The 13837-nt window shown below is 57.9% G+C and carries 12 protein-coding genes and 3 pseudogenes; 8 read left to right on the forward strand and 7 right to left on the reverse strand.

Going from position 1 to position 13837, the window contains the following annotated elements; all coding sequences use genetic code 11:
- Positions 1-499: 499 nt before the first annotated feature.
- Entirely contained in the window at positions 500-1579 is a 1080-nt protein-coding gene (locus N2600_RS26770; RefSeq protein WP_260299432.1) for a LysR family transcriptional regulator, read from the forward strand.
- 90 nt (positions 1580-1669) lie between these two features.
- Here the strand turns inward: N2600_RS26770 and N2600_RS26775 are convergent, their stop codons facing one another.
- The gene (locus N2600_RS26775; protein ID WP_260299433.1) at positions 1670-2068 is read right to left on the reverse strand and encodes a nuclear transport factor 2 family protein; all 399 of its coding nucleotides are present in this window, start codon (positions 2066-2068) and stop codon (positions 1670-1672) included.
- Between the two features lie 187 nt (positions 2069-2255).
- On the opposite strand from N2600_RS26775, the gene N2600_RS26780 reads away from it, so the two are divergent.
- The 3 genes from N2600_RS26780 to N2600_RS26790 all read left to right on the forward strand — a co-directional run bounded on the left by N2600_RS26780 (position 2256) and on the right by N2600_RS26790 (position 6098).
- Positions 2256-2930 carry a transcriptional regulator gene (locus N2600_RS26780; protein WP_260299434.1) on the forward strand — a complete coding sequence of 225 codons (675 nt, stop codon included), beginning with the start codon at positions 2256-2258 and terminating at the stop codon, positions 2928-2930.
- Between the two features lie 123 nt (positions 2931-3053).
- On the forward strand, positions 3054-3620 hold the full coding sequence (locus N2600_RS26785) for a hypothetical protein (protein ID WP_260299435.1): 567 nt from the start codon (positions 3054-3056) through the stop codon (positions 3618-3620).
- Between the two features lie 465 nt (positions 3621-4085).
- Positions 4086-6098, forward strand: coding sequence for a methyl-accepting chemotaxis protein (locus tag N2600_RS26790; protein ID WP_260299436.1), 2013 nt, complete (start codon positions 4086-4088; stop codon positions 6096-6098).
- 3 nt (positions 6099-6101) lie between these two features.
- Here the strand turns inward: N2600_RS26790 and N2600_RS26795 are convergent.
- Positions 6102-6508, reverse strand: a pseudogene (locus N2600_RS26795) (SOS response-associated peptidase family protein); the annotation flags it as partial.
- A gap of 17 nt (positions 6509-6525) precedes the next feature.
- On the opposite strand from N2600_RS26795, the pseudogene N2600_RS26800 reads away from it, so the two are divergent.
- From N2600_RS26800 to N2600_RS26810, 3 genes and pseudogenes are all read left to right on the forward strand, one after another.
- A pseudogene (locus N2600_RS26800) lies at positions 6526-6722 on the forward strand (DNA polymerase ligase N-terminal domain-containing protein); the annotation flags it as partial.
- 106 nt (positions 6723-6828) lie between these two features.
- Positions 6829-7611, forward strand: coding sequence for a glucose 1-dehydrogenase (locus tag N2600_RS26805; RefSeq protein WP_260299437.1), 783 nt, complete (start codon positions 6829-6831; stop codon positions 7609-7611).
- 7 nt (positions 7612-7618) lie between these two features.
- Positions 7619-9490: a glycoside hydrolase family 15 protein gene (locus N2600_RS26810; RefSeq protein WP_260299438.1), complete on the forward strand. Its 1872-nt coding sequence runs from the start codon at positions 7619-7621 to the stop codon at positions 9488-9490.
- 335 nt (positions 9491-9825) lie between these two features.
- Here N2600_RS26810 and N2600_RS26815 read toward each other — a convergent pair whose 3' ends face one another.
- Positions 9826-10068, reverse strand: coding sequence for a hypothetical protein (locus N2600_RS26815; protein WP_260299439.1), 243 nt, complete (start codon positions 10066-10068; stop codon positions 9826-9828).
- A 270-nt stretch (positions 10069-10338) separates the two neighbouring features.
- Positions 10339-10533 (reverse strand): hypothetical protein, encoded by a 195-nt coding sequence (locus N2600_RS26820; protein ID WP_260299440.1) that lies wholly within the window; start codon positions 10531-10533, stop codon positions 10339-10341.
- A gap of 527 nt (positions 10534-11060) precedes the next feature.
- Here N2600_RS26820 and N2600_RS26825 point away from each other — a divergent pair.
- Positions 11061-11348, forward strand: a pseudogene (locus N2600_RS26825) (AAA family ATPase); the annotation flags it as partial.
- Between the two features lie 482 nt (positions 11349-11830).
- Here N2600_RS26825 and copD read toward each other — a convergent pair.
- The 3 genes from copD to N2600_RS26840 all read right to left on the reverse strand — a co-directional run bounded on the left by copD (position 11831) and on the right by N2600_RS26840 (position 13807).
- Entirely contained in the window at positions 11831-12718 is an 888-nt protein-coding gene (gene copD / locus N2600_RS26830) for a copper homeostasis membrane protein CopD (RefSeq protein WP_260299441.1), read from the reverse strand.
- Entirely contained in the window at positions 12715-13083 is a 369-nt protein-coding gene (gene copC / locus N2600_RS26835; RefSeq protein WP_260299442.1) for a copper homeostasis periplasmic binding protein CopC, read from the reverse strand. The genes copD and copC overlap by 4 nt, the downstream gene beginning before the upstream one ends.
- Before the next feature lie 130 nt (positions 13084-13213).
- On the reverse strand, positions 13214-13807 hold the full coding sequence (locus N2600_RS26840) for an SCO family protein (RefSeq protein WP_311319308.1): 594 nt from the start codon (positions 13805-13807) through the stop codon (positions 13214-13216).
- Between the last annotated feature and the right edge of the window lie 30 nt (positions 13808-13837).

Consider the following 13837-nt stretch of genomic DNA (forward strand, 5'->3'; position numbering starts at 1 on the left):
TCTGTGGATCCTTCCGCTTTCGAGTATCCGTCCGGAAAGGACGAGGCTAGAGCCGGTTACGTGATTGCCACTGCACCATTACCTGTTCGATTTTGCCGACAATTGTCCTGACTGCGGGTTGGCTAACGTTGGTGACAATTGGCACAACCATGAGCGTTGCGCCGAGTACTCGCAGCGGCATTGGCCAATCCTGCATGCAGTCGCCTACAATCCAAATAATCAGAAGGACGCTTGGGTAGACGGCGAGCCACACCATCGCAGTCGTTTTCAGGCGTTCGAATATTACCTGCCGCAATCCTGTCATTGCTTGCTTGATCCTTTACCCGGCGCGTTGAATGATCAACGACGGGGGACACGAGCATGAGTGTGAGACATGATTACTTCCTCCCAATGCTTAGCTCGACGTTCTAGTAGCGGTCTGCGCGAACAGTTGCTGTTGATATTGGAGAATCGCGGCTGTTGACGGAATGGGGGTCTTCGTCGCATCATACCGGACATAATGTCTTCAATCGTCTCAATAGAATCCCTTAGCGGCCTCGTCGCGTTTTCAGTCGCCGTCGAAACCGGAAGTTTTGCGGCTGCGGGAAGGAAGCTTGGTCTATCTGCATCGGCCGTGGGAAAGGCGGTGGAGCGACTTGAGGCGCGTCTAGGCCTGCGATTGCTGAACCGTACGACCAGATCGCTAGCCGTGACCGGGGAAGGCGACATTCTATATCGATACGTCGCCCGCATATTGAAAGAACTGCATGACGCTGAGCAAGAGCTTCACTTGGTTCAAAAGGCACCCCGAGGCCGCATTAAGGTGAGTGTGCCCACAGTCTTAGGTCGCAAGATCATCATGCCGGCGCTCCTCGATTTTCGCATCCGCTTTCCAGATGTGACGACCGAGATCAGCCTCGATGACGTCAAGGTTGATATTATCAATGGTGGGTATGACGTGGTGCTGCGTCTAGGTGAGCTGGACGATTCGACCTTACGCGCACGGAGGATCGGACCACACACATTCATAACATGCGCCTCGCCGGAATATCTTGCACACCGCGGCACCCCGCAAACTCCGTCAGATCTCCATAATCACTGCTGTGTTTTTTATCGTTTTCCAACCACCGGTCGGCCGGAAGTTTGGGCGTTCAAAAATTCACTCCAACTAACGCCAATCAAGCCCTCTGTCGTTTTAAATGACGGCGAGGCACTTGCATCCGCCGCACTGGGTGGCTTGGGGATTATTCAGGCGCCGAGCTATCTCGTAAGCGAAGACATTGCGGCGGGACGGCTTCAAGCTGTCCTCGCAGATTACACGGACGAACGTGGCAGCGTTTCGCTCGTCTGGCCCCTATGTCGGCACGAGCGCCCAAAGTTCGCGCCTTCATTGATTTCATGGCCGAGCGCGTTTCCCAAAAGCTTTATTGAGTCGGCACCCAAGATTTCTGTCCACTGCTATGGGACAGTTTGCTGTTTAGGATCGGTCTCATGGGAAATGCTCTTTAATTCAAGCCACTTAACAGCAGAAGCGCAGGAGCCGAAGGTCGTATCCGTTCAAGACCAGCGATGCGCATCGCGGCGCCAACGGGCAGAATGAGCGATTTCTGATAGAAGGCCGATTAGCGTCGAGCCGGTTCCGTCCGCTGCGCGGCGCTCAAAGCGGGAAGCGGGCTTGGTCGCAATGGCCTTAGCCGAAGGTTTCTTGGACATGCATAAGGTCGGTGTATTCCCTTAGGCTCGCAATCTTTCCATCGCGGATCTTGAACAGAATAAAGTATTCGTTCTCGTAGATCTTGCCGGACTTCGTGGTTGCCTGCGATCGCGCCTCAGCAGCGATGCTATCTCCTTCGCCGATCAGGTTGATGACTTTCATATCAAGACCGTTCGAATAGGCCGTAAACATGTTGCGGAACATGCTTGCAGCTTCCGTTTTCGTCTTTGTCCCGGCCGACGGAAACAGGTGCGGCTTTCCGTTAACCCACCAAGTTGCGTCCTCTGTCATGCCATCAATTAGACCATCAGCATTTGATGTCTTAAAGTGATCACAAAACTCGCGCACGATGCGCTTGTTGTCTTCAACGCTCATATCCTTTTCATGAGCGTTGAGCGTAGACCGCCTCAGCTCCCATTCGATTGGCCACAAATTCTGCTCCCGGAATGGTGCGGTGGATCTGATATGAGCATGTCTATAGACTGGCAGTCCGCTAACCGTTATTGCGGGTATACCAGCATTTCACCAAACCATCCCGCGGATCCGCCAAGGCCCTCCTATATTGAAAAAAGTGCAACGCAGTTTTGCCGTCGAGTACAAAAGCGGCAGGCGAAAGCTTGATACCAGGTCGAACTCGATCTGGGGCAACATGGATCTAAAGTCCGTCGCTCGTGACCTGGAGGAAGAGGCATTGCCGTTTCTGTCGGGTAGCTCTCAGAGTGGCAAATCCAACAATGAGATGTCATTGCCGGAACCAGATCAAGCCGAGGCGTTGTTGACACCGCCTCTCGGGGCGTCAACAACTGCATCAGATACACAGGAGATGAGCTTGGCCGACGAGACTGATACGGCAAGCAGTGCCGATGCGCCGATCGTTGTTGAAATGCCTATCGCGCCGAAGAAACAGCGCAAACCCCGCGCCAAGAAAGCGGCGGCACTCGAGAGCCCGTCAGCGGACGCTATGGCAGAGCCAGCAGCTGCTCTGGCCGGGGCCGGTGGTGTGAAGAGGAGAGGGCGCAAGACAAAGGTGGTCGAAGCTGCGGCGAGTGCCAAACGCGCACCTGTGCGCCGTGCTCCAAAGGCTGTGCAGACAGCGCCGGCCGCGCCGATGACGGCGATCGATGAGATGGCGGATCTCTTGCAGTTGGAAGAGGAAAATCAGCGGCTGCGCAAGCTTCTGGCTGAAAAACTTCGCGCTGAAAATGCCGATCTGCGCAAGCGGCTCAAGCTCGTATAGGCAGCCGATCAACCGCCGGCCGCATTTCCATGCTTATCCAGGATACATTTTGGCGGCGGTGGATGCTGTTGCCGGAACTAAAACTCACTGCCTGCTTGCGGGATAAAGCGCGAGGTCGGATAGATGGCGTCTCCCTGGAAGATTCTTGCCCGACTGATCTCACCGGGGCGCGAACAGAAGCGAGAAAACGGCTCGACCGCGAAGGTTACGCCGGACGCGTCGACTATAGCCGGTCCGACTGAAGCGCCTGCCGAGGAGAGCGTGAATGGCACTGATCGACCGGCAAATGAAGAGCTACCTCGTCACGGTCAAGTCGCTGCAATTTCCGTCGAGCCTGTGCATTCCGGAGAAGCCGTAAACGGTGGCGGCGATAAGGTCGATCTCGAAGATACCAAACCCGTCGGGGCCGCTCATCCGGCTTTATCCGGCGGTACTGGCATCGACGTCACCGCTGCACATGATGATGCTACGCAGATCAGGCGAACTGTCAAAGTCGCACCGCGCAAGCAAAGAACTCGCCGCAAAGAAGCGGTGGGGATTTCGAACGGTTCCCAAACCTTCCAGATTGTGCACGCTGCAGATGAAATGAACCTGGATGAAGAGATCAGGGTGCTCAGAGGTCAGTTGGCCGGAAAGCTGAAGCTGCAAAATGCGCGGCTAAGAAAAATGCTGGAGCGGTTTGAACGGTGAAGATGTTGCGGTTCCTCGCCTTTTGAGCCAAGGATCGACTGCAAGCCTGTTGCAAGTGAACAATCTCAGATTTGAATAAGGTGTCGCCGGTTCGATTCTGTTCAAGGCGACCAGCGCTCATCGGCATCCCTACAGGAGGGCCGCAGGGCCGCCTCATGCGAAAGCCCGATGACATCGGAATGCGGCGAGCCTTGGCACAGCGTCTCGGAATGATCTGACGCGAAATTCCGCCGCAAGCGTGAAGAAGCGGCTTGAGCAGTGCGCTTCGTCGCTCGATCGGTGCACAAATAGCCTCAACGGAAACTTAAGCACTCTGTAATAATTCTAATCAACCACCTCGTCTCAAAGTGTGTGGAGACGTGTGTGAGTTCCGAATGCATGTGCCGCTGGAACATGCCTGTCCAGCTTGTTGACCGATTGCATCGCCCCGGAGCCTCGGCGGCCCCGTGCGACAGGAGTGAGACTATGCCATCCAAACTTTTCACCCGCATCAGTGCTAAACTGACCGCCATGTCAGCGGTCGGCATCTTCATGGTCTTAGCCTTGCTGGCGGCGGTCTGGTTTGGCGACGCCTCGGCCGGTAGAAGCGCCGATTTCGGACGGATGCAGCTGGTCATTTCCCGGGATCTGGTGGACGCAAAAGCATCGCTGCGCGGCATGATGATGGGAATGTTGGAATTACGTCTGGCGGAGACTTCCATCGATGCAACGAAAGCGCGCGAGTATGTTAGCAAACGGCATGAATCGGTGACCAAATACCTGGCGAGCGCAAGCGCGCACGTCACGCTCCAGGCTAACAAAGATCGGATAGCTAAAGTTGCCGAGCTGACGAGCCAGTGGATGACCGAATACGAAGGTCTGTCCAACTCGATAGACGCCAGATTAGGCAGCGCTAGCAACGGTTCGGAAGCGTCTGCTGAGGAAAAAACTGCACAGGGCAAGCTTTTGAACATTGCCGATCAGATCGGGTCGTTACTCGATGAGTGCGTGAATGCGGCCAAAAGCAAAGCGGAGGAAGCCGGGGTCCAGATGTCGTCCGCATCGAGCCTGGCGTTGCAAATCAGCCTTGGGATGGGATTCCTCGTGGTTGCAACGCTTGTCGCCTCGGCAATCTTTGGTTCGAAGGCGATCGCCCGCCCCATCGGTCAGTTGACATCGAGCATGAAACAGCTTGCCGACGGCGACCTCGAAACCGCAGTGCCGTTCGCAAGTCGAACCGACGAGATTGGCGAAATGGCTGGCGCTGTGGACGTGTTCAAGCAGAACGGCATTCGGATCCGCCAACTTAATGCCCAGGAGCGTGCCCTGCAGGAGAAGAACGCGGATTTGTCCTCGAATATCTCGACGGTCGTCGCTGCGGCCGTTGCTGGAGACTTTACCCAGCGAATTCAGAAAGCCTATGACAATCCCGATCTTGATCGTTTCGCGGCAAGCGTCAATGAGCTTGTAGCCTCCGTGCACCGTGGTGTTGGCGAAGCCCAACGCGTCATCGCGGCATTGGCGCATGGGGATCTCACGAACGAGATGCGGGGCGAATTTCAAGGCTCATTCGCAGAACTCAAACGCGACGTGAATGCGACAATGGACGGTTTGAGAACCGTGATGGCAGAAGTCCGCGCGGCGATAGACACGATCAATTCGGGCACCGGCGAGCTTAGCCACGCGTCTGGCGATCTTTCCAAGCGTACCGAGCAGCAGGCGGCTGCATTGGAGGAAACCGCCGCAAGTCTGGAGGAGATCACATCGGCGGTAAAGAGTTCGACGGAGCGCGCGGCTGAAGCCAGTCACATGGTCACCGAGGCGCGCAGAAGCACAGATCAATCGAGCGCAGTGGTCGCCGATGCCGTCGCGGCCATGGGACGTATCGAGAAGGCCTCCGGCGAGATCAGCCAGATCATCAACGTGATCGACGAGATTGCGTTTCAAACGAACCTGCTCGCGCTTAACGCCGGCGTCGAGGCAGCGCGCGCCGGAGAGGCGGGGAAAGGTTTTGCGGTCGTCGCCCAAGAAGTCCGCGAGCTTGCGCAGCGGTCTGCTCGCGCCGCCAAGGACATCAAGGATCTGATTACGCGCTCCGGAACCGAAGTGCAGAGCGGCGTGAGACTTGTGACCGCCACCGGCGAGGCACTGAGCCTGATCCAGGGTCAGGTAACCAGGATCAACGAACACGTCCAGTCGATCGCCACTGCGGCGAAGGAACAAACCACCGGTCTTTCAGAAGTCAATACAGCCATCAATCAGATGGATCAGGTCACGCAGCAGAATGCGGCCATGGTCGAGGAAGCCACCGCAAGCACCAGCCGACTGGCGGAAGAAGTCGTTTCTCTTTCGCGGTTGATTTCGCGGTTCAAGGTGCAGGCTGGCGGGCGGCCTACCCTTTCGCTCGCCGGTGCGGTCAGTCATCACTCGCCCTCAGCGTCACCAGCGCGTGCGCAGCGTGAGACGCTCGCAAACGCGATGGGCGCCAAGGCGGTCTAATCGTATCTTCCGGTCGTGGTGAGGGGTAATTTCCGGCCCGGATCCATCGCCAGCATGGTGAAGGCTTGGCCCACTTCCGGTGTGTCGCCCAGATGCCGGCGATGCAGAAGATCGGCTCATCCTTGGCGAACAGCTCCTTATCCTTGCCCCTTGGGGTCCTTCGGATCGGTGAACTCAAAAAAACCGTCGGCAATGATCAGGCAGCGGTTGGAAGTGAATTCCCGGCCCTCCGACACCGAAAATGATACGCCAGCCGCTTCTTCCGTCCAGGCCAGCTCCAGCGCCGCTGACCGAGCTCGGCATCATCTCTGGTGTCGCCGGTCGTCCTCAAGATGGGTCCGACGTCGGTGATTTTGATGTCCGCGCGTGGCTGCAGTCGCTCCTTCGCCGACACGGATCTTGATCATCAGGTTAGCTAAGTCCTGACGACGCCACCCGGCTTCACTGTGATCTGAGGCTCGAACTTGACGGAGTGTTGAAGTCCTCGGCAGTGATCAAGGGGCCGCCGCTTGATTCCCTCGACAAGAGATTGGCTGTCGAGGTCGGAGATCATCCGCCCGACCATGTAGGCACGGTCCCGAAAGGCAATATGGTGGCGGCACGGTGATGTTGTGGGACCGCGGCTCTCGGCTCCAGGTCCGTTTGTCAGCGCGGAACAACGCACTTTCCTCTGGCGTTACCGGCATGTGGCGTGTGGAGCGCCGATTTGGTTGATTTAGCGGAAACCAAGATGGACCTCGGGCTGACCAATAAACGTGTTCTCGTAACGGGAGGCAACTCTGGTCTGGGAGCCGCGATCGCAAAAGCCTTCGCCGCCGAGGATGCACGAGTTGCGATCAACTACCTGGTCAACCCAAGACAAGCCGATATCTTCGTTGAGGAAGTCACCGTCGCTGGTGGCGAAGCTCTGCAACTGAGGGCTGACATCAGCGATCCCGAAGCAGTCGAGGCGATGTTCAAAGCCATCGACGATGCCTGGGGCGGGATTGACATCTTGGTAAACAACGCCGGTATCGACGGCGAACGTGCGCTCGGATGGGAAGCCGACACCGACGCCTGGAGCAAGGTCGTCGACGTCAACTTGAAGGGAACATATCTGTGCGCGCGCGAAGCGCTGAGACGCATGGTCGCTCAGAGGTCGGGCGTTGTGCTCAACACCACCAGCGTTCATCAAGTGATCGCCTGGGCCGGCTACAGCGCATATACAGCCAGCAAGGCGGGCGTCTCAATGATGTCCAAGTCGCTAGCGCAGGAAGCGGCGCCGCATGGGGTTCGTGTACTTTGCATCGCGCCGGGGGCAATTCGCACGCCAATAAACCGGGCAGTCTGGCGGGATGCTGAGGGCTACAGAGACCTACTCACGAAGATCCCACTGCGCCGTATAGGCGAACCCGAGGATGTCGCGAACATCGCCATCATGCTGGCGTCTGATGCAGCCAGCTATGTCACCGCGACGACGATCTTTGTGGATGGCGGTATGACGGACTATCCCTCGTTTGCGCATGGTGGGTGATTGGGAAATGGCAACGCGGATCGAGGACTACGGACTAATTGGAAATATGCTGTCCGCGGCGCTCGTAGGTAAGGATGGATCGATCGATTGGCTATGCCTGCCGCGCTTCGATTCACCAGCTTGCTTCGCCGCACTTCTCGGCACCTCCGATAACGGCCGCTGGAAGATCGCACCAGTGGGAAAAACGGAAACAAGCCGGCGCTACCTTCCCGACACTGCAATTTTGGAAACGCGGTTCGAAACGGCGACCGGCGTCGTCACCCTCACCGATTTCATGCCGATCAACGAAGGCGACCGCCATGTTGATTTGATCCGCATCGTGACAGGCATCTCCGGCACTGTCGACATGGAGATGGAACTCGTGCTGAGGTTCGAAAATGGCCAAGCAGTGCCTTGGGTCCGGCGCAAGGATTATGGCCTCAGCGCGATTGCGGGACCAAACGCCGTCGAACTTCATACTGATTTAAAGCTCAAAGGCCGCAACATGAAGACGTGCGCGCGCTTTTCCGTGGCGGCCGGTGATGCGGTGCCGTTGACGATGTCGTACCATCCTTCGAACGATCAGCCGCACTTCGTCCGCGATCGCTTGGAAGAACTCGATCGAGCAACGACCTGGTGGCGGGAATGGGTAAAGCACGGCAGCTTTGAAGATATGCCGGAAGCTTGGCGCGCGCCGGTGGTCCGCTCGCTTATTACCCTCAAGATGCTAATTTACGCACCAACGGGCGGGATTGTGGCTGCGCCCACCACCTCGCTTCCCGAGAAGATCGGGGGCACGCGCAACTGGGACTATCGCTATTGCTGGCTGCGCGATTCAGCCCTGACGCTTTATGCGTTGCTGAATTCGGGATATCGCCAAGAAGCGGAGGATTGGCGTAAATGGCTGCTGCGCGCAGTAGCGGGTGCTCCGGAACAACTCCAGATCATGTATGGGATCGCGGGAGAGCGCTGGCTGCCCGAGTTCGAAGCGTCGTGGCTTAAGGGCTATGAAGGAAGCGTTCCCGTCAGGATCGGCAATGAGGCTGCCGGCCAGGTGCAGATCGACGTCTATGGCGAACTGATCGACACCCTGAACGCAGCGCGCGATGCCGAACTGCAGCCGCAAGAGGAGGCCTGGCGGCTGCAAAAGGTGCTGCTCGCTCACCTGGTGACTGCTTGGCAAACGCCGGATCGCGGCATTTGGGAAGTCCGCGGGCCGCCACGCGCATTCACCCACTCGCGCATGATGGCCTGGGTGGCATTCGACCGAGCCGTCATCTGCACCGAGCGGTACGGTCTTGAAGGCCCCGTGGCGAATTGGCGTGAGGTGCGCAAACAAATTCATGACGAAATCTGCTCCAAGGGTTTCGATGAGAAAAAGAACAGCTTTGTCCAATACTACGGCGGTGACACGCTAGATGCGAGCCTATTGCTGATGCCGCAGGTCGGTTTTCTGCCAGCCGAAGACCCGCGCGTGATTGGTACAATCGCGGCGGTGGAGCGGGAACTCCTGCAGGGCGGGCTTGTTATGCGCTACTCCACGAACGAGACCGACGATGGGATCAGGGGCGGCGAAGGTGCATTCCTGGCGTGCAGCTTTTGGCTGTCTGATGCTTATGTGCTCACCGGGCGGCGGCAGGATGCACAGGAGTTGTTCGATCGCTTGCTCGGCCTTCGCAACGACCTCGGCTTGCTCGCAGAAGAGTTCGACACCGTGGGCCGACGACTCCTCGGCAATTTCCCTCAAGCCTTTTCCCACATCGGATTGATCAACACCGCGCACAATCTTGTCAGTACAGGGGGGCCGGCGCGGCAGCGTGCTGAAAAGACCGCCCCGAGTAAGCCACACAAGGTTTCACCCCATGCGGTGCAGTCCTCGTCGAAACCGCAACTGAGGTAGTTGCCTTACGCATGGCATGGTGTTGTGTGAGACACCGGATTGCGGCGCTCGACTACAAGGGAGTCGGATGCTCGAGACGGATTGGAAGGGTATGGAAGAAAAGGGCGATCCCTGAGATCAGGGATACGAGGAAGAGGCCGGTTATGAATGGTGTGGCCCCGCCGGAAATTCTCCGATCAAAGCGATCAATGCTGCCGGCTACGCAGTTTTGCAGGGTCAGAAGTTCTCAAACGGCCTCGCCGTCCTGCAATAGGCAGGAGCCGCATCTCACTAGAAAGGGGCTGTCCGGCTAGTCGGAGGACGAGCGCAGCCGCTATATTGAAACTTGGCCATAATCAGAGCTCCCGCATCAGCTTCGCTACGTTATCGCGGTCGAATGGGATGTCGCAACCGTGAGCGCGAATATGGAGAACGATCCCGCGCGGGGTAGGGTCGATTGTTTTCAGGTAGTCGATTGCATCTTGCATGGTCGGGAACGTCTTTTCCTCGGTGAAAGATGCATCCCGGACGAATGTGATCGTGGTTGCGCACTCGCCATAGATGGCCAAGGTCTCTCTGGCGCTGAAGTTCTCGCTCATCTCGCCTGCTCCAGTTGGAGGCAAAGCCATCGGCCGCGGTGCCGGGCCGATCTGCTGCAGTTGTTGGCCGCACTCGTACGATCGGCGCACTTGGGCCGGTTCAGCCTAAACCTCTCCCGGCGTGAAGAAAGCCAGATACGCCACCGCAATGATTACCGCGACAACGAGGGTGGCCAGCACTTTGATCATGCCTTCCGTGGCTTTTTTCTCTGTGTTGCTCATGCGGACTACAACATCGATGAGGTGTGGAAGTTCCGGCCGCTGGGCATGCTAGCCGGTTAGCTGCTTGACGACTTCTTCGATCGTCTCTCTAACGGGATAATAGCTCGGCGAGGCGTCTTTCCCGAGCACGCTGACATAGACGTGGGTGCTGTTGGTGAACGCCCTGACAGCGACCACGTGCTCCGGATTTATGAAGATTATAGGATCGTCATTGCCCGCGTAGTGGAATGGCACCAGCGTCATCGTGTCCTCCTTCCATTGTTCGTCGGCTCTAACCAGAAAGCCTGCGGTTGGTTGCCGGCCGTTACCTCAACAAGGAGAACGTGGCCGCGCCCCCTGTGTCATCACGGTGTAATGACCTCGCCTGCGCGCCACGCGACATGGATCCCGTCATCGAGGAGCGCGTCGTGCTTGAGAAATGCCACGTTCGACGATGAATTGGTGTGCTCACATCATAGGAGGTGTTGAGGAAGTCGCTCGTCTTGTCGAAGGGCGGGTACCGCGCTCCAAGCCGGCGGACCGAACGAGAATTGCGCTCATATTACGGAGGCGGCGATTCAGGCCGGCCAAAGATCAGTAACGACTAGAGCCACCTATCATTTGACGTCGCAGCGCCTTTGCCGTCAGCGTGTAGTTCCAAACATGATCGCCATCCCACAGAGTCGAAATAGCGAAGCGTTCCAATCCCTTCAAGGCGTGGGTCGTAAGCTCGAGCAGGTAGACAAAGCAGAAGGTCGCCGGCCGCTTGAATCGAAGCTGGCATAAAGCCGATCGCCCGGTCGCTGTGCATGAACCCGAAGATCATGCTGTTCGACGAGCCGACCTCGGCACTCGATCCCGAAATGATCAAGGAAGTGCTCGACACCATGGTCGGGCTTGCCGAGGAAGGCAGGACCATACTCTGCGTCACCCACGAAATGGACCTCGCCCGTCAGGTCGCCAACCGCGTCATCTTCATGGACCAGGGCCAGATCGTCGAACAGAACTCTCCGAAGGAGTTCTTCGACAATCCGCAGCATGAGCGCACCAAGCTGTTCCTCAGCCAGATCCTGCACTGATTGATTACGTCGGCGGATTCAGCGATCGCATATGTCGCAGAAACTCCGGTGCCACAGGCCGGGCGCCCGGGGATCGCATCCCGAACTTTATGGCGTTACCCCCGGAAGAGAGGCTGCGTCGCCACATAATTCCTCAATTTTCCTCGATTGGCGAGCCTCTCGCTAGTTCGTCGTTTACTTCAGGCGGCCTATTGATCGACCGAGCATTGGTCGAGACGAAAGAGCCTATACCGGGGACGGCCACGATGATCCCCATCCCGGATAGCTCCTGTCTTGCCCGAGCGGCGATCATCTTGCGCACCTTAAACTGCGACATCAGCTCGGCCTCGGAGGGTTGTTTCTGGCTGGCGTGCTCGTCATGACGATCCCTCTCGTTGCGCTCGCGATCCCCGGCGTAAAGGAGTTCAGAGATCCGCGAATGTCCGAACCAAATCCATCGACGTAGCTCATCCCCATTCGAACACGGCTAACTCGACGCCATATTATGTCGGCGCAAGCGTGCCGAACCAGGCGACAAGCGCAAGGACGACCAAGCCCAGTACAACTTCGGCCAAGGTCGCCCGAACGATCGCTTCTCGCGCCCATGGCATGCCGCGCGACAGCCTGGGCACGAACAGGTAGCGATTGGCGATCGCCAAGGTCACCATGACGATGACCAGGACGATCTTGATCGACAGCATCACCTGATAGGGGAAAGACCAGTCGAGCGGCAAGCTGCCCAGGATCAGCATCATGTTGGCGATCCCGGTTAGGAGCACAATGGCCACTGCGGCGTGTCCGGCGTTCGAGAACCTTATAAGCGCGGTGCGTGCTTCAGGCGCCAGCTTGAGATCCGACAAAAGCGGCAGAAGCAGAAGCACCGGCAAAAGGGCGCCGAGCCAAGCGCCGCCGGAGAGCAGGTGTACGATATCATTCAGCTGATGCGCAAAGCCGATCCAGCCCTGGTTCATTGCCGCGTGGCCGGTGAAGGCCTGTGATGCAAGCAGCAATCCCGAAGAAACTGCAACTGCCGCCTGGCGCCGGTGAGCGGAAAGCAAACCGGAAAGCCCCAGCAGGGCAGCCGCGGCCGCCTGCAACTGCCAAACCCACCCGACATTGGTGTCGAACAGCACGGCGACGATCGTTAATGGATCAATGGCATCACTCCATCCTTCGCCAACGACCGCGGCTCTGAGCGGCAGGAGAACAGCTGTCGTCGCGACGACAACTGCGATCCCGAAGAATGCATAGATCTGAAGCCGGCCGCCTATCCGCCGTGCGAGATCCGTCGGCACGAGGGCGCTGAGATAAGCGAACGTACCCCAGAGCAGCATCGCCGCGCCGAAGAGCAGGAAGCGGCAGAGGACGAGAGCGGTCTGGGGCGTGATCATGGCCCCACGGTGAAACTGTAGGTCCCGTTGGTTTTATGCCCATCCGTCGACAGCACATGCCATTCCACCGTGTACTTGCCGGGTTCGAGCTTTTCGGACACCGGCACCATCAATGTCATGTCGCCATCCATCAGCGAGCCTCCGCCGGTCTTGACGGCCGCCTTGTCGGGGCCGGTGACCTTGACGCCGCTGAACTTGAGGTTCAGCCCTTCGGTGAAGGTGAGGTCGAGTTCCGACGGCGCCTGTTTCACCGTGCTGTCGCTCGCTGGCGCAGCCGACTTCAAATGAGCATGAGCGAAAGCCTGACTGGCGAAGGCAATACTGGCGGCAGCTGCGACACAAGCAAGCGTCTTGATCTGGGGCATGTTGATCTTCCTTTTGTTGGTGATCTGCAGGGAATCCTGATGATCGGGCAATGTCGGTTGGATGAAGTCCGGTTTTGCGTATGCTGTTGCGCCGAACCACAGGCACTCCGCACCGCAGGCGCTCTATAGGCTACTGGACGACATTACGGATTTTCTTCAATGCGACCTCCGTATCTTCGCCGTAGGAAATCGTGCCTCTGAAATTCCCCTTGGCATCGACGAGCACAACCGATGCGGTGTGGTCCATCGTGTAATCGCCATCTGGGGTCGGGACTTTCTTGGCGTAGATGCGCCAGCCCTTGACCGCCTTCTGCATCTCCACCGGGTCACCGGTAATCCCGGTAATCCGGTCGGTGAAGTTGGAGGTGTAACTGTGCATGATCTCGGCAGTATCCCGCTCAGGATCGACCGAGAAGAAATAAGCCTTCAACCCACCTGCGTCTGGCCCGAGCGTCTTGAACCAGCCGGCCATGTCGTAGAGCGTTGTCGGGCAGACATCCGGGCAGTGGGTATAGCCGAAATAGATCAGCGACGGATGTCCCTGCAGTGCGGCTTCGGTGATCGGTTGGCCGCGGTCGTCGGTCAGCTTGAAGGCTGCACCAAACGCGCTCTCGGCGGCCCCCGCGTCTTGAAACTTGGTCCAGGTAAACCACCCGATCCCGCCACAAGCAAGCAGCAAGATGGCTGCAAGGGCGGTGGCCAAAGTCCTTCCTCCCATCTTCATCTCGATGTCCTTCGCGTTAGAAGCTTCGAG

Origin of the sequence: Rhizobium sp. WSM1274 (assembly GCF_025200775.1) — a bacterium.
In the GTDB taxonomy this organism is placed as follows: domain Bacteria; phylum Pseudomonadota; class Alphaproteobacteria; order Rhizobiales; family Rhizobiaceae; genus Rhizobium; species Rhizobium leguminosarum_I.

Bases quoted from the DNA above. Each gene is read 5' to 3' on its own strand.
- N2600_RS26785 (WP_260299435.1), top strand. From the start codon at position 3,054: ATGGCGTCTCCCTGGAAGATTCTTGCCCGACTGATCTCACCGGGGCGC.
- copC (WP_260299442.1), bottom strand. From the start codon at position 13,083: ATGCCCCAGATCAAGACGCTTGCTTGTGTCGCAGCTGCCGCCAGTATT.
- N2600_RS26790 (WP_260299436.1), top strand. From the start codon at position 4,086: ATGCCATCCAAACTTTTCACCCGCATCAGTGCTAAACTGACCGCCATG.
- N2600_RS26815 (WP_260299439.1), bottom strand. From the start codon at position 10,068: ATGAGCGAGAACTTCAGCGCCAGAGAGACCTTGGCCATCTATGGCGAG.
- N2600_RS26820 (WP_260299440.1), bottom strand. From the start codon at position 10,533: ATGACGCTGGTGCCATTCCACTACGCGGGCAATGACGATCCTATAATC.
- N2600_RS26805 (WP_260299437.1), top strand. From the start codon at position 6,829: ATGGACCTCGGGCTGACCAATAAACGTGTTCTCGTAACGGGAGGCAAC.
- N2600_RS26840 (WP_311319308.1), bottom strand. From the start codon at position 13,807: ATGAAGATGGGAGGAAGGACTTTGGCCACCGCCCTTGCAGCCATCTTG.
- copD (WP_260299441.1), bottom strand. From the start codon at position 12,718: ATGATCACGCCCCAGACCGCTCTCGTCCTCTGCCGCTTCCTGCTCTTC.
- N2600_RS26775 (WP_260299433.1), bottom strand. From the start codon at position 2,068: ATGAGCGTTGAAGACAACAAGCGCATCGTGCGCGAGTTTTGTGATCAC.
- N2600_RS26810 (WP_260299438.1), top strand. From the start codon at position 7,619: ATGGCAACGCGGATCGAGGACTACGGACTAATTGGAAATATGCTGTCC.
- N2600_RS26770 (WP_260299432.1), top strand. From the start codon at position 500: ATGTCTTCAATCGTCTCAATAGAATCCCTTAGCGGCCTCGTCGCGTTT.